Genomic DNA, 15735 nt, shown 5'->3' on the forward strand with positions numbered 1-15735 from the left:
GGGCGGCGGGGGCGAGAACAAGGTGGGGAAAACCCCCGAATCAGGACCCCGGTATCTCCGGGGCGCATACGGGTTTGCGAGGCACCGCCCTGGGCAATGTAGGCTGACGACTCGTCCTGGGCGCGTAGCTCAGTGGTAGAGCGCCGCCCTTACAAGGCGGATGTCGGCGGTTCGAAACCGTCCGCGCCCACCAGGATGGTCAGGATGCCTGACCAGCAGGAGAAGCCTCGGCTTCCCTGTCAGAACCGGCCTCGGACTCCCCGTCCGGGGCCGGTTGCGTGAGCGCTGCGTGAGCGGCAGTGCCGTTGATCTTGACGGGCTGGCCCCTTCGCGGCATCGGAACCACCTTGGCCGCCGCCTCGGCGATCGCCCGGTCCACCTGCGGCAGCATGTGCGCATACGTGTCGGATGTGATCGCGATGCCCGCATGCCCGAGCGTCTCTTTGATCGCGTGGAGATCCCCGCCCCCGGCGTGAATCAGCGTGGCCGCCCCGTGCCGCAGATCGTGCAGCCGCACCGGCGGCAACTCCGCCTGGCCGTACAGCTCCGCGAACCGGTCCGTCACATGCGACGGCCGCAGCCAGCTGCCGTCCTCCCGGGTGAAGATCCGGCCGGTGTCCACCCATGCGGCGCCGAGCTTCGCACGTTCCTTCTCCTGCTGCTCCCGGTGCTCCCTCAGGACCTGGATGGTGCCCGTGTCGAGGGCGATGGTGCGGGCGCCCGAGTTCGTCTTCGGCACGTCCTCGTACACCGTCCATCCGTCCTGCACGATCTGCCGCGCAACGGTGAGCAGCCCCTTGTCCAGGTCGACGTCCGTCCACCGCTGCCCGCACGCCTCACCGCGCCGCAGCCCGCGGAACGTGACCAGGTGGAACAAGGCGTACAGCCGGTCATCGACGGCGTGCTGCAAGAAGGACCCCATCTGCTCGGGCGTCCACACCATCACCGCCGACGGCTTCTCGCCCGTCTCCTGCCAGCGCCTCACGTGCTCGTCGATCCACAGCAGGCCCTTGGGCCGCCTGCCGGAATCCATCTCCACGTGCGAGGCCGGGTTGAACGTGATGCCGAACCGCTGCTGTGCGATGGCGTCGTTCAGGGCGGCGCGCAGTGTCGAGCGGATCCGCTGCCGTGTGGCCGGCCCCACCACCTGCCGGAAGGGTGGCATCTCGTCCAGCTTCGCCTTCTCCGCTGCGAGGCGTGGCCGCTCGGTAGCCGGCGGGACTCCGGGCTTGCCCCACTTGCAGCGGGCCATCTGCTCACGGCGGTCCGCGTTCTCCGTGACGATGGTCTCGTTGTCGTCGGCGATCGCGTCGAACATCTCCCCGAGGTGTGAGACGCGGAGCCGGTCCAGGCGCAGGTGCCCGATGCGGGGCTTGAGGTGGACGCGGATGTTGGACTCGTCCCGGCTGATCCCTGTGCGCCGGCCGCGCCGTCCTGCGAGCCACTCGTCGAGCCATGCGCCAACGGTCGTCTGCGCGGTCAGCGACTGCCCTGTGGCGTACCGCCGACGCACGTCGTCGAGCTCGGGCAGGGGCGCCTTCTTGTCCTTCGACACCAGCTCCAGCAGATCACCGACCCTGACCTGTCCCTCGGTGTCGTCGCTGTCCGCGACGGCGAGCAGGGCCCGCACCGTGTCGAGGACTTCCTGAGCGTCCTTGGCGGTCTCGTACCCGGAGCGGGAGAACGACCGCCGGGTGCCGTCCCCGCGGGCCGGAAGCTCCTGCCGCACTGCCCACACCCCATGCCGCCGGGACGACAACTGCGGGCACGCCTTGCTCAGCGCCTTGCCATCTCCGTCACGGCAGTAACAACGGCGGTATGTGGAACCCTTCACAGCAGCTTTTCCCCCTCATTCTTCGGTTTGACCACAGTGAGATTGGCCTGAATCAGAGCCTGAGCGATGCTGCGCACCAGTTCAGGATGGAGAGCACGAAGTGAATCCGTCACTTGTTGCTCCACGATCTGGGCAAGTTCCCTCGCTTCCACCACCTCAATATCCACCCCGGACCGCGACGTCTCCTCCTGCGGCTTCAGGTCTTCCAGACCCATGTCCTCCAGCGTGACCTCGCGGAAGGGGAAGGCGAACTCCGACCCCTTCCACGACAGCCCCAGCCACTGGAGTGCCAGGCGCCGGAGACGGTCCGTGAATTCGGCGGACGCTTTGTGCATGCCTAGCTTTTCGACCAGCGTGGCCGTAGGGATCAGTGCCATGAGGTCGTCGGCGGTAGCTCCTGGGCCGTCCTGAGGGAACTCCCTCATGCCCACGGACTTGTTTCGGTACTGGTCTTCCGGCGGCATGAAGAAGTAGGAGATGGGCTCGTCGAAGATCTTGCACATCGCGACGATCTCGCTCGCGTCGAATCGTCGTGGGCGGCCTCCGTGGTAGGCGCGTTCGGCGGCGCTGACGCTGGCGTTTGACCAGGACCGGCCGGTATAGCGCTCCAGCAACTCGGCGACGTCCTGCTGTGTCCAGCCATGGGTCCGCCTGGCGCGCATGAGGTTGTAGGAAACGATCTGATTGATCGACAGCACTGGATCCTCAGGACGGCGCAGATGTTCCGGAAGGTCGTCTCGTTCCCACGGCATGGTCTCGTCATCACTCATGCCCCCACCGTAGACCAGGGGTCAACGTCTCGCCAGATTCACTCTGCATCTCGTTGACCCTGTGACTTCGGTGGCCTATGGTCAACGGTATGCAGATTAATTCAGCGTCCGCGCTGAACTCTCCGTCGCTGCGTGCTGCACGCGAGGCGAAGGGGATGTCACTGCGGGCGGCAGCTCACCAGTCCGGAATCGACCCCGGCCACCTGTCCAAGGTGGAGCGCGGCGAGAAGCAGCTCTCCATCGAGGCGCTATACCGGCTGGCTGTGGTCGTCGATCTCGACGAACTCGCCAGCCACCTGAAGCCGCTCCTGCCGCGGGCCGTCGCGTGACCGCCCCGGCCCTGTCCATCGCCGAGATCCTCGGCCACGAACCGGCACTTATGGACCTGCCCACGTTCTTCAAGGCGTGCGGCATGGCCCAGTCCACCGGCTACCAGGTCGCTGCCGAGGGGAACCTGCCCCTCGAAGTGATCCCGCTCGGCCGCAGGCGCTACGTGCGCACGGTCGACGCATGGAAATTCCTCGGGCTCATCCCGCAGGAGAACGGCACCGCTCCGACGTACCAGGCCGGAGCGCCTGCCGGAAACGACGAAGCGGCCCGGGTACCAGCCGGGCCGCCTCAGTCGAGCAGATCCGCACTCACCAGCAAGTAAGAACAGGACAGCTCTATGAACATCTTGACACAGGCGGCACCAGCCGCCCCGACGCTCAGCGCATCCCCCACTGCGCTTCACCCCGACCCGATCGAGGCCTTCAACGCCCTCGTCGCCGAGTACGGCCTTCAGGTCGAGGAGTGGGACACCTCCACCCTCGATGAGCCCCTCCGCGACAAGCTCCTCGCGCACTACCTGGAGCAGGACGGCACCCGCCTCTTCGTCGTCCCGCTCGGCCAGGACCCCGCCGTACGCCTCGCCGCCCTCCACACCCTCCTCAACCACCAGGGCGTGATGCCGGTATGACGGCCGCACCGGACACCAGCCCGCTCGCCGGCCTGCACGTCGTGCCCGCCCTCGTCGACGGAACCCTCGTCGCCACCGTCTGCCCGACCCGCTTCTGCGTCGAGAACCACACCGGCGAGGACACCAAGCACCTTGTCGACGTCGGTCATGCGGGAGCCCACGTCGACGTGTACGTGCCCAACTTCCAGACGGGCGACGACGAGTTGTTCGCGTACGCCCACCTCGACCAGTTCCTGTACTCCACGGACCCGAAGACGCGAGCCGCGCACATCCGGGTCGAGGACGGCGGCGGCGAGGAATGGTCGCTCACCCCCGACCAGGCCGACAGGTTCGCCGACAGCCTCACTGTGTTCGCCGACCGGATCCGTGTCCTCGCCCAGGTCGCCCGTACGACCGACGAGCAGACCGAGGTGACGGCATGACACCGATCGCCACCCAGGCCGGCTTCGACGCCTTCCGCGACCGCATGTGCGACTACTTCGCCGCCCTGCCCGATGAGCTCGGCAAGCAGCCGCTCCACGTCACACAGGCCGAACTCGCCCCGGACACGTTCTTCGTCCACCGGCTCGACGCCGACGGCCACCACATCACCTACGACCGCCGCCAGATCAGTGGGCTCACGGTGCGCCAGTTCCTCGGCATCTATGCCCACTTCAGCGAGGACCCGATCCTCGAACGCGTCCGGGAGAACCACTACAACGACGAGGTCGAGAACGGGCGCAAGATCTGGGCGCTCCTCATCGACCAGATCGACCGCTCCCAGGATCCCGGCGGGGTCGTGGACCAGGTCATGACCCTGTTCTCCCGTACGGAGCCGACTGGGGCGACTGCGTGAGCGCCGACACCAACACCGTGACGGTCGGGGGCGCTCGTGGCGTCCCCGGCCGCCCGGCCCGGCCCGACCGGCCGCGCCGCTTCGACGACGACGCCCTCAACGACGCGTACTGGGCGCGGGTGATCGCGAACGTTGCTGCCGCCCCGCCCCTCACCGACCGGCAGAAAGCGATCCTTCGCGCCCAGTTCCATGCGCCCGCAGCGATCAGGGAGGCGGCGTGAACAAGCCCCTGTCCTACCTGGAACGCGCGGAGTTCCTCGCCACCGTCAAGACCATGGGCGAGGGCGACGAGATCGCCGAAGCCTCCTTCGACCTGATGGTCGACATCGAGTCCCGCATCCCCGCGCCCTGGTCCGAATCGGACCCGTTCGCCGCCGAGCGGTACCTCGCAGCCCGAGGAGCCTCCCCGACGGCCGCCACCCGCAACGCCGCCGAGTTCGAGGTCAAGTTCCGCGCCCTCTACGGACTCAGCACCGGCAAGCCGGCCGAGACCTTCCAGGACCTCACCAGCTTCATCAACACGCACGTGGACGGTGGCGCATGAACAACTACAGGGAGCCGCTGGACGCGGCGATCCTCGCCTTCAACCAGGCCGAGCGCGCCGAGTTCATGCTCGACACCGACACCCGGTGGCTCGGTCTCGACGGACCCGCCTACCTCTTCGGCGACATCCGCGTGAAGGCGTTCTTCGTCGACGTCCAGAGACGCCACTGGGTCGACGCCTACCTCGCCGTCGAATCCCTCTCCGGCATCGGCCAGACGAGCCCCGGCCATCTGGAGATGTACCGGCAGTTGGCTATCGACGCAGCCGAGGCCCGGGATCTGTGGGTGTTCACCGACACCCGGGGTCGGTGGAACGCCGTCATGACGCCCGTCACCGAACTCGCCCGCAGGTGGGAGTATCCGCCGCCCGTCCGGCTGCCCGACGGGAACTGGGCCCGTAACTGGCTCGACCTGCCCGAGCGGACCGACGGGCAGGAACTTGCCTGGATCGCCCACGGAGGGAAGCCGGTCCACACCTACCGGTCGGAGGCGCAGCTGTGACCCGGGCCCCGCAGGACACGTTCCGCTCCGACCAGACCCTGGCCGCCGCACGGGACGCCGCCACCGACCCCAGCCTCGTACCGGTCGCGATCACCGCAGCCAACGGCGAACAGTGCACCTGGTGCGACTGCCCCGACGGGCCGAACTCGCCGCACAACCAGCGCGGCTACCGCTGCCCCGGCTGTAAGGCCACGGCGAAGAACGTCGTCAGCACCTTCACGGGGCCCAACCTGCGATACGACTTCCCGGCCTGCGAACGGCACACCACCGACATCGTCGCGTCCGTCGCCCAGGTCGTGGGAGGTGCCCGATGACCGAACGCCCGGGCCAGTGGCCGGTCAGGCGCGTCGACCCCGACGCGGTCGCAAGCACCGGAGACGACGCAGAGCAGTACCTGAAGCGGGCCGCCGAACGAGGACGGCACGAGATCGTCCTCGGATCGATCCGCGCCCACCTCGAAGAGCAGCCCACGGCCACCGCCGTATACGCGGCCCTGCGGCACTGGATCAGCGACCTCACCTCCCTCGGCGAAGACGTCGCCCGCGCCAAGAAGCGAACGGCCTGACCCGTGGGGCGGGCGCCGGCTTCCCCCTTCCGGCGCCCGCCCCGCCACACGAACCACCGATCCAGCTCGTAGAAGAGAGCAGTTCGTGAACGTCGGCAGCATCATCCCCGCCGAACTCGGCGATGCAGCACTGGCCTATGCCGCCCTCGGCGTCAAGGTCTTCCGCGTCCGCCGGAACAAGACCCCCTACGCGAACTGCGCGCGCTGCGACAAGCAGAGCAGCCTGTACGTGAAGCACCGTCCCGAGGAGTGCCGTTGCGGCGTGCCCACCTGCCACGGCTTCTGGGCAGCCACCACCGACGCCAGCCTCATCCGAAAGTGGTGGACCGAGGAGCCTGACGCGAACATCGGCGCACCTTGCAAGCAGAACGGCTGGGCCGTCATCGACATCGACCCGCGCAACGGCGGCGACAAGTCGTTCCGTGCCCTGGAAGTACGGGTCGGCGTGCTGCCCGGCACGGTCATGCAGCTCACCGGTGGCGGCGGCCTCCACATGCCGTACCTGTCCCCCGGGTACGACCTGCCCGGCGAGCCCTTCCCTGGGATCGACTTCAAGCACAACGGCTACATCCTGCTCGCCCCGTCCGTACACGCCTCTGGCGGCCGGTACCGGTGGGCGGGCGACGGGCTGTTCCGCACCCCCGCCACCCCGTGGCCGGACACGCTCCTGCCGCGCAAGGAACGGCGTCCCGTACCTGCCCAGCGGCCGGCGCCCCGCCATCGCTTCCCGTCCGTCGCCAACTCTGCGCAGCGTCCCGGCGGCGGGAAGCTGTGGACCGTCGACGATCTCGTTCAGCAGGTCATGGACTCCCACGAGGGAGGCCGCAACCGCAGCTTCTACTTCGCGGCGTGTCGTGCCCACGAGCTCGCAGCGCAGGGGCTCATCGACCTGCGCGACGCCGAGGACGGTCTCCTGTCCGCCGCGGGGGCGGTCGGGCTGACCGACTCCGAGGCCCGCGCCTCCTTCGACAGCGCGGCCACCCGGCCCAGCGACAAGGGATGGGTGGCGTGACGACCGACATCGACCAGGCGATGGACGCCTACTTCGGTCCGGACGGCGAGGAGCCGCCCGAGGACCCGGAAGGCGACGCGCCTGCCGACGCCGCCCGCGAGCCAGCACCGCGCACCTGGGCGGCGCAGGATCTGCGGAGCGTCCTCGACGGCTCGTACAAGCCGCCGCAGCCCAGCGTGGGACGGCGGGACGACGGAGTCGGCCTGTTCTATCCGGGCCGTATGAACAGCGTCGCCAGCGAGTCCGAGGCGGGCAAGACCTGGCTCGCCCTGGTCGCCTCTCTGCAGGAGATCAACAACGGGAACCACGTCCTCTACCTCGACTTCGAGGACGACGCGGGCGGCGTCGTCGGCCGGCTCCTGTGCCTCGGCGCCAACCCGGCCGACATCCTGGAGTACTTCCACTACGTCCGCCCCGAGAACAGCCCCGGCCCCGTCGACCTGGTCGACCTGGCCGCCGTCGTGGACTACGGGCCGACCCTCGCCATCGTCGACGGCGTCACCGAGGGCATGAGCCTCTTCGGCCTGGAGCTCAAGGACAACACCGACGTCGCCAAGTTCGGCCGCACCCTGCTCCGGCCGCTGGCCAACGCAGGGGCCGCGGTCGTCACCCTCGACCACGTCGTCAAGTCCGCCGAGAACCGCGGCCGGTACAGCATCGGCGGCGTCCACAAGCTCAACGGCCTCAACGGCGTGATGTACATGCTGGAGAACATCCGTCCTTTCGGCGTCGGCGTCACCGGCAAGTCCCGCATCCGCGTCGCCAAGGACCGCCCCGGACAGATCCGTAAGAACGGCCTGCCGCACTCCAGCGGCATGCACTGGTACGCCGACCTCGTCGTCAAGTCCGAGTCCGCCGAGTTCGCCGAGGCCCACCTGTACGCGCCCATCCAGCGCGACGAGGCGGACCGCGAGGCCGACGAGGACGAGAAGCGCATCAACGGCCTCAAGCGCCAGGTGCTGGACGCCGTCCGCAAGGCGCCTTCCGCGCTCACCGGCAAGGGCATCGAGGACCGCGTCACGGGCAAGGCCGCGGACATCCGCCGGGCGGTCGCGGGGCTGATCGACAGCGGGCAGATCGTCGCTCAGCCCGGCCCCCGGAACGCCACCCTCCACTCCATCCCCAACCCCTCTGAATCCGTCCCTGAAGAGCCTGCCGCTTGACCTCGTCCCCACCTCGTCCCCACCTCGTCCGGACGCGGTGAGTGAGACCTCGTCCCTCGTCCCACTTCTTTAGGTGGGACGAGGACGAGGTCACACAGGAGGGGTTGTCTCATCAGCCCGGGACGAGGACGAGGTCACCACAACCGCAACAGGAGCCGTGCCAATGCCCGTTCTCACCACCACCCCCACCGTGCCGTGAACGTCGACGACGTCGTGGCCGAGAAGATCGCCGCCGCCCGCGCCCGCGCCGAGAACGCCAAGCGCCGGCGCGCAGCCCTCGCCGCCGCCCGGCAACGCGGCCTCGCCCACCGGCACGCCGCCAAGCTCCGCCGCCTTGCGGCCGAGTCCGGCTCGGCCGCACCCGACACCGAGGAGAGCCAGTGAGCGCACACCTGCGGCTCATCAGCACCACAGCGGATCCCGCCCGGGGCGACGGAGACGACTGGACCGTGATCGAGGAAGGCGCGGGCCTCGGCCAGGAGATGGTCCGCGCTGCCGAAGCCGCCGGGCTTTGCGTGTCCTGCTGGCAGACCAACGGGAACGACCCGCGCCACTGCTGGGGCAACGACTGCCGCAACCAGACGACCCACACCGATCAGAAGGAGACCCCCTGATGTCCGGAGAGACCGTCATCACCGTCGTCGGCAACCTGGTCGACGACCCCGAGCTGCGCTTCACCCCGTCCGGCGTCGCCGTCGCCAAGTTCCGTATCGCGTCCACCCCGCGCGTCTTCGGCAAGCAGACCAACGAGTGGAAGGACGGCGACGCCCTGTTCCTCACCTGCTCGGTGTGGCGCAAGGCCGCCGAGAACGTCGCCGAGTCCCTCACCCGCGGCACCCGCGTCATCGTGCAGGGCCGGCTGAAGCAGCGGTCGTACGAGACCACGCAGGGCGAGAAGCGGACCGTGTACGAGCTGGACGTCGACGAGGTCGGGCCGACCCTCGCGCGGGCGACGGCGAAGGTCGAGAAGAACCCGGCGGGCGGAGGTCAGCGGCAGTCAGGTGTTTCAAATGGAACACCTGACCCGTGGTCCACCGCCCAGCCCGCCAACGGCCAGGCCCAGGGCGGCCAGACCCAGGGCGGCGGCTGGGGTGGTGGCCAGCAGCAGCCCGCCGCGCAGGGCGCCGGGTACTCCGACGAGCCCCCCTTCTAGGAGGTCGACGTGACCGACAACGAGATCCAGGCGCTGTTCGTGGGCGCCGCCCTCGGCGCGCAGGGCATGACCCTGCTGCACGTCTTCTGGAACGCGCGGGACGCCCGCCGTGACGCGCGACGCGCCCAGGCCGCCGCCAAGCACTCCGCGGGCGACCAGTACCTCTACAGCCTCCGCCTGTACCGGATCCAGCGGCGTGCGGGAGTGCAGCGGTGACGGCATCGTGCGGTCTGTGCGAGGACCAGGTCGAGGCCGGATACCTGTGCACGAGGGACGCGGTACGGCTGGCCGAGCGCCTCGAAAGGCTGCCCGACCTGGCCAACGAGCTGGTCGACTTCCTGGTGCCGCCCCGCTCCGGGTTCGGCGAGCTGGTGACGGCGCGCACGGCCGGCCCGCGCTCGCCGATCAACGAGGACGTCCTCGACCTGATGCAGAGCAACCACGTCGGCGAGGTCGTGCACTCGTGGCGCGTCGACGTACAGCGCGAGCGCTGGCCGGACCACGGGGCGCCGCCCCCGGCCGGGCTGGCGGCGGACTGCAGGTGGCTCGGCATGGAGCTGGAGTGGATCGTCGCCCACTACCCGGCGGCCGGGGACCTGGCGCGCGAGGTGCGCGGCCTGGAGTCCGAACTCCGGTCCATCGTCGGGGATCCGGTGCCCCGGCGGCAGCGGCTCGGGCTGTGCGTCGCGGTGACGGACGACCAGGGCACGGTGTGCGGCGCGGTTCTGTCGCGACTGCCGGACGGGCCGGTGCGCTGCCGGTGGTGCGGCTGCGAGTACAAGGGCGAGACAGACCTGTTGCTGCTCCGGCACTACCAGCCGAAGGGAGCGGCGTGAACAGTTCCATAGCACACGGGGGGTGTGCTACTCTTCTGGAGGTGGAAACGTCTCCTTGGCGGGACCGTCTCCGCGCCGAAGATGAGCTGCTGGAACAGCTCGACGAACGCGCGGAACAAGCCCGCAGACGAAGGGCGCAAGCCCTGAAAGACGGGGTCCAGGAACACGGCAGCGTCTACGCGCTGGCGAAGCACCTGGAGCTCAGCGAGACCGCGATCTCAAACGCGATCAAGAAGTACACAACCGAATAGACCACGAGGGCCGGACGACAGCTCTCTCAGGCGCTGGAACGCCCGAGAGGCGCGCGCGTCGCCCGACCCTCTACCGAACATCCTGACTAGACCAGGAGTCGGCATGACCGATCTTGCCATGCCTGCGGCACGCCGCGGCACCCCGGCGGAGCAGCTCAACGAGCGCTTCACCGCCGCCTACACCCAGTACCTCCCGATGGTCCGCGCGACCATCAGCGGCCGTCTCGACACCAGCCAGAAGCACCTCGTCGACGACCTCGCGCAGAACACGTTCCTCGCGTTCTACACCTACCTCGGCCGCCTCGACACCGGCCGCGACTTCGGCGGCCTCCTCCGCGTCATGGCCCGCCAGTCCATCAGCCACCACTTCCGCGTCATGCGGCACACCCACGAGAAGCCCGCCGACACCGGCCACTACTCGTTCGCCAACCGCGAGATGGAGCCCGGCGCCGGCTACTACACCCCCGCCGCCACCGGCTTCCGCACCGCCACCATCGCGCCCCGCCCCGGCGACTCCGACCCTGACATGGACGAGGCCCTGCGCCGCGCCCGCCAGACGGGCGGCGCCCGATGAACGAGAACACCCGCGTCGCCGAGCTGCACCGGCTCGCCCGCCAGGACTACGCCAAGGGCCAGCAGGAACGCGCCGCCGTCCCCAACCTGCTCCCGTCCTACGCGGCCGGCGTCCACGCCCCCGAGCCCAGCGACCTCGACGTTGCCATCCGCGTCGGCCAGCAGCTGCTCGACAGCGACCAGATCCTTTCCCTCCGCGAGGCCCTGCGCCTCCTGCTGCGCGCCCTCGACGCCGAGCCGGTCGACGAGGAAGAGGCCGCCCGTCGCTTCGTCGCCAGGCACTTCCCCGAGGTGACCGCCTTCCTCGCCGACGAGCGAGGTGCGCGCCCGTGAGCACCGAGCCCCGCATGGTCGACGTGACCGTCATCGAGACGCGGATCGTCCCCATCCCCGAACCGGACTGGTGCGTCGACCCGCACGACGGTGCGCAGTACTTCACCGACCTCACCCACAACGGCCGCGAAACCGCAGCCACCATCGACACCAGGAACGGCAAGGTCCGCCTCCTGGCCGCATGGATCTCGCAGGCCCCGTATCTGGAGAGCACCCCCGAGCTGCACCCGGTCGTCTCCGTCGAACTCGACAGCGGCAGCTACGACTTCGACGTGAACGACGTACACCGGCTCACCGCCGTACTCCGAGCCCGCGCCGACGAACTCGACGAACTCGCCGCCCAGGCCCTGCGATACCGCGGGGGCGACCAGTGAGCCGCCTCAACGCCCGCGACGGCCTCGCCATCGGCGCCGCCACCGTCACCGTCCTGCTCACCGCCGCCGCATTCTGGCTGTCCTACGAACACCTCCACGACATCGCCGGAGGCAACGGCCTCGACGGCGCCCGCGCCTGGGCCTGGCCCGCCACCGTCGACCTGTTCATCGTCGCCGGAGAACTCCTCATGCTCCGGGCATCACTCTCCTGCCGCGGCATGGACTGGTGGGCCGTCGCCCTCGCCGCGTTCGGATCGCTCGGCTCGATCGCCCTGAACGTGTTCGGCGTCGGATACGGGGCCGACCCGATGGAGTACGTCGTCGCCGCCGTACCGCCGTCCGCGGCGCTCGTCGCATTCGGCGCCCTCATGCGGCAGCTCCACGAGCGCCTCGCGCAGGACACCCCGGACGCACCCCCGGACGCCGAGGACGCGACCGCGTCCCGCACCGTCCCGAGCGTCCCCGTCGTCCCGCCGGGCGTCCGGCTGCTGCCGGTGCAGTGCCGCCCGAAGCACACCGTCACCCTCGAACGAGCCGAGCAGCAGGACGCCGACGGGACGCCCGAACTCCCGCCCGGGACGGACCAGGACGCCGAGGACGGGCCGCCGCCCGAGCCACCCCTCATGACGTCCAACGACGTAGCCCGGCACTACGGCATCGACCCCTCCACCGTCCGCAGCTGGGTCCACCTCGGACGCCTCACCGTCCACTGCAAGGACGCCCGAGGACGCAACCTGTTCCACCCGGACGAGCTGCCCGTCATCTCCGGATCGGTGGTGCCCGCATGATGCGCGTCCTGTTCGGAGCCGTCCTCGGACTCCTCGTCGCTTACCCCGCCCTGCTCGCCATCGTCCTGGCCGCAGTCGCCGCGGCCGTCGCTCAGCCCGCCGTCCTCGCGTTCGCCGCCGGCGTCCTGCTCTGGCCGCGCATCACCCGCCGCATGCGGGGGTGGACGGCATGACCGAGCCCGTACAGCGGCAGCAGATCGGCTACGACCTCGCGGGCAACCCCATGTACGCGGCGCCCGTCCAGTACGGCCCGGCAACCGTTGCCCAGCAGGCAACGGCTCCACTCCAGCCCATCAAGGTCCATCCGTGGGGCGCATACCTCGCGGGCGGATGCCTCGGCCTGCTGGCCCTCACGGTCGTCGTCGTCCTGGTCGCGTTCCTCGTGTTCGGGTTCGCGATCCTCGCCGCCGTCCTTGCCGTGGTCGTCGTCGCCCTCGTGATCTGCCTGCTCATCCTGCGCGACGTCTGGCGCAGCAGCCGCAAGAGCTGACGGCCCCACCGTCCTCCGTCAGTTGTGACCGTCCTGACCACAACTGCGGGGGCGCGGTGGGGCCGGACAGCCCGGCCCGCGACCAGGAGGAAGCGATGCGCAAAGAGGTCGACCACAACCACCCCGAAGCCCAGCTCATGGGCACCGCCGTCCGGTACGAAGGCCACAACTGCACCGTCGTCGGCCTCCAGGGCGGCTACGCCACCGTCAGCCGCGCCGACGGCTTCAAGCGCAGCATCCCCATCCACACCATCACCAACGGGAGCAACCGTGCCTGACCCGAAGCTCACCCTCGCCGACAAGCTCGGCATCGTCCGCCTCGAACTCCGGGGCGCCCGCCGCGCCATCGCCAACATCCAGGACCAGCCCGACATCGACCGCGGTATCGAGCGGATCAAGGAGCGCGCCCGCAAGCGCGAGGAACGCGCCAACCGCAAGAAGTAGCACCGCCCCGGGGACGGCGTCCTGCCACCAAGCCGTCGCCGTCCCCGGGCCCCGGACCGCCCAACAGAACGACCGGAGAGCCAGCATGACGAACAACGTGGTCCAGCTCCACAAGGACGCACCCCAGGACGCCGAGGACGCGCAGGACGCCGCCGCCCGCCAGACCATCATCGACGTCGTCCAGAACGCCGAACCGCGTCCCGTCGACCCGCCCGACACCGCCATCGAAGGCACCTGGCTCGCCGAAAAGCAGGCCTACCTCGCCGACGCGCCGCCCGTCGTACCCCCGGCCTTCCGCCGCTGGGACGCCTTCAAGCACACCGTCCGCTGGACCGCGTCCTACTACGGACACGTCACCGCCTTCCACACCCTGCGCGTCCCCGTCTACCTGGGACGCCTCCTGCTGCGCTCCCCGCGCGGCACCGGCCGACTCATCGTCCGCTGGGGCAAATGGGTCGCCGACACCGAAGCGCGCCCCGTCGAAGCCAAGGCCGCCGCGTCCGCAGACATCGAGGCCTGGCTGTCCCTGTCCCGCGAGAAGTCCCGCCGCGTCCGCCCCCGCCGCATCGCGTCGGCGGCCGTCGCCACGGTCACCGGCATCACCACCCTCGTCAGTGGCTTCCTCGTGCCCGGGTGGACGGTGACCGCCGCCCTCACGGCCGCTGCCCTCGCAGGCCTGAACGGCCGGAAAGGCGACAAGCGCCTGATCACGCGCTACGTTGCCACCAACATCCTGCGCCGCCTCGACTCCACCGAGGTGTTCGACGCCCTCGCCGCGATCGGCATCGAAGGCAAGAAGGGCCGCAAGGGAGTCGAGTTCGCGGCCGAGGTCATGCGCGACGGGCCCGGCTGGCGCGCCGAGGTCGACCTCCCGCCCGGTATCAAGGCCACCGTCGTCCTGGAGAAGCGCGAGGAGCTGGCCGCAGCCATGCGCCGGCCCATCAGCACCGTGTGGCCCGAGGGCGATCGCACCGCCCACCCCGGCCGCCTCGTCTTGTGGGTCGCCCAGCGCGACCCTGCCAAGGCCGCCCGCAAGCTGTGGCCGCTGATGAAGGACGGCCAGGCCGACGTCTACCAGCCGCTGCCCTACGGCTTCGACCCGCGCGGCAACCTCGTCGAGATCACCCTCATGTACTCCAACCTGCTGGTCGGAGGCATCCCCGGCTCCGGCAAGACGTCCTGCGCGCTCGCCATCGTCCTCGGTGTCGCCCTCGACCCCACCGCCGAACTGTGGATCTTCGAACTCAAGGGGTCCGGCGACCTCGACTCCGTCAAGCCCGTCTGCCACCGCTACGTGTCCGGCGACGAGGACGAAGACCTGGAGGCCGCCCTCGGCGGCATGCGCTCCGGGATCGCCGAGTACCAGCGCCGCGCCAAGTTCATCAAGTCCCTGCCCGCGTCCGAGGTCCCCGAGGGCCGCAAGGTCACCCGCGCCCTCGCCGAGAAGTACCCCGAGCAGCAGCTCGGCCCGCGCGTCATCGTCGTCGACGAGGTCCAAGAGCTGTTCACGCACGCCGACTACAAGGACGAGGCCGCCGCGCTGGCCACCCGCCTCATCAAGAAGGGGCGCGCATACGGCATCATCCTCATCCTCCTCACCCAGAACCCCGACGCGCCCTCGCTGCCCACCGGGGTCTCCTCGTCGGTCGGCACCCGCCTGTGCCTCGCCGTCATGGACTGGAGGGCGAACAACAACGTCCTCGGCACCGGCGCCTACGACCGGGGTATGCGCGCCACCGACATCTCCGTCGACGAGCAGGGAACCGGCATCCTCGCCCGGGGCCGCGAAGGCATCACCGTGCGGGCCGCGTTCATCAAGCAGACCGAGGCCGAGGAGATCGGCAAGCGCGCCCTCGCGCTCCGTACCGCCGCCGGCACTCTCACCGGACAGGCCGTCGGCGCGGCCGTCGAGGAGCAGGACGTCGAGACGGTCCTCGACCACCTGCGCGCCGTCTGGCCCGATGGCGTCGAGGCAGTCCACTCCCACCGCCTCGTCGAAGCCCTCGCCGCCTACCGGGCCGACCTGTACCGGCCATGGACGGAGATGGACGCCGCAGGCTCATCCACCGCCCTCAGCGTCGCCCTCAAGCCCTTCAAGGTCGCCACGAAGCAGCTCACCATCCGGGAGTGCTGCGGCGGCGCCAAGGGGCTTCGCTGGGCCGACATCCCGACCGCCGAGGACGGCGACTAGAGGCCGCCGAGCCGGTTTCGGCAAGGGGCTGTGGTTTCACCCCACCCCGAAACCGGTTTCGACCCCGATATCGGACCCCACCTGCACAGTTTCGAGTTTCGGGCCCGCGTCGCGAGGGGGC

Annotated in this window: 29 protein-coding genes and 1 tRNA gene; 28 read left to right on the plus strand and 2 right to left on the minus strand. The window is 69.8% G+C overall.

Annotated elements, in window-relative coordinates:
• Positions 1-118: 118 nt before the first annotated feature.
• Positions 119-193 (plus strand) — tRNA-Val (locus AOK08_RS18665).
• A 6-nt stretch (positions 194-199) separates the two neighbouring features.
• On the opposite strand, the gene AOK08_RS18670 is transcribed toward AOK08_RS18665, so the two are convergent.
• Complete coding sequence (locus tag AOK08_RS18670) at positions 200-1834, minus strand: site-specific integrase (protein ID WP_055527116.1); 1635 nt, start codon at positions 1832-1834, stop codon at positions 200-202.
• The gene (locus tag AOK08_RS18675; RefSeq protein WP_157876717.1) at positions 1831-2604 is read right to left on the minus strand and encodes a helix-turn-helix domain-containing protein; all 774 of its coding nucleotides are present in this window, start codon (positions 2602-2604) and stop codon (positions 1831-1833) included. Before AOK08_RS18675 ends, AOK08_RS18670 begins: the two co-directional genes overlap by 4 nt.
• A gap of 89 nt (positions 2605-2693) precedes the next feature.
• On the opposite strand from AOK08_RS18675, the gene AOK08_RS43290 reads away from it, so the two are divergent.
• From AOK08_RS43290 to AOK08_RS18795, 27 genes are all read left to right on the plus strand, one after another.
• Entirely contained in the window at positions 2694-2933 is a 240-nt protein-coding gene (locus AOK08_RS43290) for a helix-turn-helix domain-containing protein (protein ID WP_157876718.1), read from the plus strand.
• On the plus strand, positions 2930-3256 hold the full coding sequence (locus AOK08_RS18680; protein WP_055527120.1) for a hypothetical protein: 327 nt from the start codon (positions 2930-2932) through the stop codon (positions 3254-3256). The genes AOK08_RS43290 and AOK08_RS18680 overlap by 4 nt, the downstream gene beginning before the upstream one ends.
• 15 nt (positions 3257-3271) lie before the next feature.
• Positions 3272-3562: a hypothetical protein gene (locus AOK08_RS18685; RefSeq protein ID WP_055527123.1), complete on the plus strand. Its 291-nt coding sequence runs from the start codon at positions 3272-3274 to the stop codon at positions 3560-3562.
• A complete protein-coding gene (locus tag AOK08_RS18690; protein WP_055527125.1) occupies positions 3559-3984 on the plus strand; it encodes a DUF6907 domain-containing protein in 426 nt (141 codons plus the stop codon). The genes AOK08_RS18685 and AOK08_RS18690 overlap by 4 nt, the downstream gene beginning before the upstream one ends.
• Positions 3981-4397 (plus strand): hypothetical protein, encoded by a 417-nt coding sequence (locus AOK08_RS18695; protein WP_055527127.1) that lies wholly within the window; start codon positions 3981-3983, stop codon positions 4395-4397. Before AOK08_RS18690 ends, AOK08_RS18695 begins: the two co-directional genes overlap by 4 nt.
• Positions 4394-4618, plus strand: a complete 225-nt coding sequence (locus tag AOK08_RS18700; protein ID WP_055527129.1) for a hypothetical protein — start codon at positions 4394-4396, stop codon at positions 4616-4618. Before AOK08_RS18695 ends, AOK08_RS18700 begins: the two co-directional genes overlap by 4 nt.
• Positions 4615-4941: a hypothetical protein gene (locus AOK08_RS18705; protein WP_055527131.1), complete on the plus strand. Its 327-nt coding sequence runs from the start codon at positions 4615-4617 to the stop codon at positions 4939-4941. Before AOK08_RS18700 ends, AOK08_RS18705 begins: the two co-directional genes overlap by 4 nt.
• Positions 4938-5441: a hypothetical protein gene (locus AOK08_RS18710; protein ID WP_055527133.1), complete on the plus strand. Its 504-nt coding sequence runs from the start codon at positions 4938-4940 to the stop codon at positions 5439-5441. The genes AOK08_RS18705 and AOK08_RS18710 overlap by 4 nt, the downstream gene beginning before the upstream one ends.
• The gene (locus AOK08_RS18715) at positions 5438-5755 is read left to right on the plus strand and encodes a hypothetical protein (RefSeq protein ID WP_055527135.1); all 318 of its coding nucleotides are present in this window, start codon (positions 5438-5440) and stop codon (positions 5753-5755) included. The genes AOK08_RS18710 and AOK08_RS18715 overlap by 4 nt, the downstream gene beginning before the upstream one ends.
• Positions 5752-6006, plus strand: a complete 255-nt coding sequence (locus tag AOK08_RS18720) for a hypothetical protein (protein WP_055527137.1) — start codon at positions 5752-5754, stop codon at positions 6004-6006. Before AOK08_RS18715 ends, AOK08_RS18720 begins: the two co-directional genes overlap by 4 nt.
• 85 nt (positions 6007-6091) lie before the next feature.
• Positions 6092-7018 carry a bifunctional DNA primase/polymerase gene (locus AOK08_RS18725; protein WP_055527140.1) on the plus strand — a complete coding sequence of 309 codons (927 nt, stop codon included), beginning with the start codon at positions 6092-6094 and terminating at the stop codon, positions 7016-7018.
• Positions 7006-8181, plus strand: coding sequence for an AAA family ATPase (locus tag AOK08_RS18730; protein WP_241826997.1), 1176 nt, complete (start codon positions 7006-7008; stop codon positions 8179-8181). The genes AOK08_RS18725 and AOK08_RS18730 overlap by 13 nt, the downstream gene beginning before the upstream one ends.
• Before the next feature lie 195 nt (positions 8182-8376).
• Positions 8377-8565 carry a hypothetical protein gene (locus AOK08_RS18735; RefSeq protein ID WP_055527144.1) on the plus strand — a complete coding sequence of 63 codons (189 nt, stop codon included), beginning with the start codon at positions 8377-8379 and terminating at the stop codon, positions 8563-8565.
• On the plus strand, positions 8562-8795 hold the full coding sequence (locus AOK08_RS18740) for a hypothetical protein (protein WP_055527146.1): 234 nt from the start codon (positions 8562-8564) through the stop codon (positions 8793-8795). The genes AOK08_RS18735 and AOK08_RS18740 overlap by 4 nt, the downstream gene beginning before the upstream one ends.
• Positions 8795-9334 (plus strand): single-stranded DNA-binding protein, encoded by a 540-nt coding sequence (locus tag AOK08_RS18745; protein WP_055527156.1) that lies wholly within the window; start codon positions 8795-8797, stop codon positions 9332-9334. The genes AOK08_RS18740 and AOK08_RS18745 overlap by 1 nt, the downstream gene beginning before the upstream one ends.
• Positions 9335-9343: 9 nt before the next feature.
• Positions 9344-9550, plus strand: coding sequence for a hypothetical protein (locus tag AOK08_RS18750; RefSeq protein WP_055527158.1), 207 nt, complete (start codon positions 9344-9346; stop codon positions 9548-9550).
• Complete coding sequence (locus tag AOK08_RS18755) at positions 9547-10170, plus strand: hypothetical protein (RefSeq protein WP_055527161.1); 624 nt, start codon at positions 9547-9549, stop codon at positions 10168-10170. The genes AOK08_RS18750 and AOK08_RS18755 overlap by 4 nt, the downstream gene beginning before the upstream one ends.
• Before the next feature lie 41 nt (positions 10171-10211).
• On the plus strand, positions 10212-10421 hold the full coding sequence (locus tag AOK08_RS18760; RefSeq protein ID WP_055527164.1) for a hypothetical protein: 210 nt from the start codon (positions 10212-10214) through the stop codon (positions 10419-10421).
• A 103-nt stretch (positions 10422-10524) separates the two neighbouring features.
• On the plus strand, positions 10525-10995 hold the full coding sequence (locus AOK08_RS18765) for a sigma factor (RefSeq protein ID WP_055527166.1): 471 nt from the start codon (positions 10525-10527) through the stop codon (positions 10993-10995).
• Positions 10992-11327: a hypothetical protein gene (locus AOK08_RS18770; RefSeq protein WP_055527168.1), complete on the plus strand. Its 336-nt coding sequence runs from the start codon at positions 10992-10994 to the stop codon at positions 11325-11327. Before AOK08_RS18765 ends, AOK08_RS18770 begins: the two co-directional genes overlap by 4 nt.
• Positions 11324-11701: a DUF6907 domain-containing protein gene (locus tag AOK08_RS47405; protein WP_055527169.1), complete on the plus strand. Its 378-nt coding sequence runs from the start codon at positions 11324-11326 to the stop codon at positions 11699-11701. Before AOK08_RS18770 ends, AOK08_RS47405 begins: the two co-directional genes overlap by 4 nt.
• On the plus strand, positions 11698-12489 hold the full coding sequence (locus AOK08_RS43295) for a DUF2637 domain-containing protein (RefSeq protein WP_241826998.1): 792 nt from the start codon (positions 11698-11700) through the stop codon (positions 12487-12489). Before AOK08_RS47405 ends, AOK08_RS43295 begins: the two co-directional genes overlap by 4 nt.
• A complete protein-coding gene (locus tag AOK08_RS46585) occupies positions 12486-12662 on the plus strand; it encodes a hypothetical protein (RefSeq protein ID WP_198539308.1) in 177 nt (58 codons plus the stop codon). Before AOK08_RS43295 ends, AOK08_RS46585 begins: the two co-directional genes overlap by 4 nt.
• Positions 12659-12979: a hypothetical protein gene (locus tag AOK08_RS18785; RefSeq protein WP_055527171.1), complete on the plus strand. Its 321-nt coding sequence runs from the start codon at positions 12659-12661 to the stop codon at positions 12977-12979. Before AOK08_RS46585 ends, AOK08_RS18785 begins: the two co-directional genes overlap by 4 nt.
• Before the next feature lie 95 nt (positions 12980-13074).
• Positions 13075-13257, plus strand: a complete 183-nt coding sequence (locus AOK08_RS18790) for a hypothetical protein (protein ID WP_055527174.1) — start codon at positions 13075-13077, stop codon at positions 13255-13257.
• Positions 13250-13423 (plus strand): DUF6257 family protein, encoded by a 174-nt coding sequence (locus tag AOK08_RS45805; protein WP_157876719.1) that lies wholly within the window; start codon positions 13250-13252, stop codon positions 13421-13423. The genes AOK08_RS18790 and AOK08_RS45805 overlap by 8 nt, the downstream gene beginning before the upstream one ends.
• An 85-nt stretch (positions 13424-13508) precedes the next feature.
• The gene (locus tag AOK08_RS18795) at positions 13509-15614 is read left to right on the plus strand and encodes an FtsK/SpoIIIE domain-containing protein (RefSeq protein ID WP_055527176.1); all 2106 of its coding nucleotides are present in this window, start codon (positions 13509-13511) and stop codon (positions 15612-15614) included.
• Positions 15615-15735: the final 121 nt, after the last annotated feature.

It is taken from the genome of Streptomyces graminilatus (assembly GCF_001418565.1).
GTDB lineage: Bacteria > Actinomycetota > Actinomycetes > Streptomycetales > Streptomycetaceae > Streptomyces > Streptomyces graminilatus.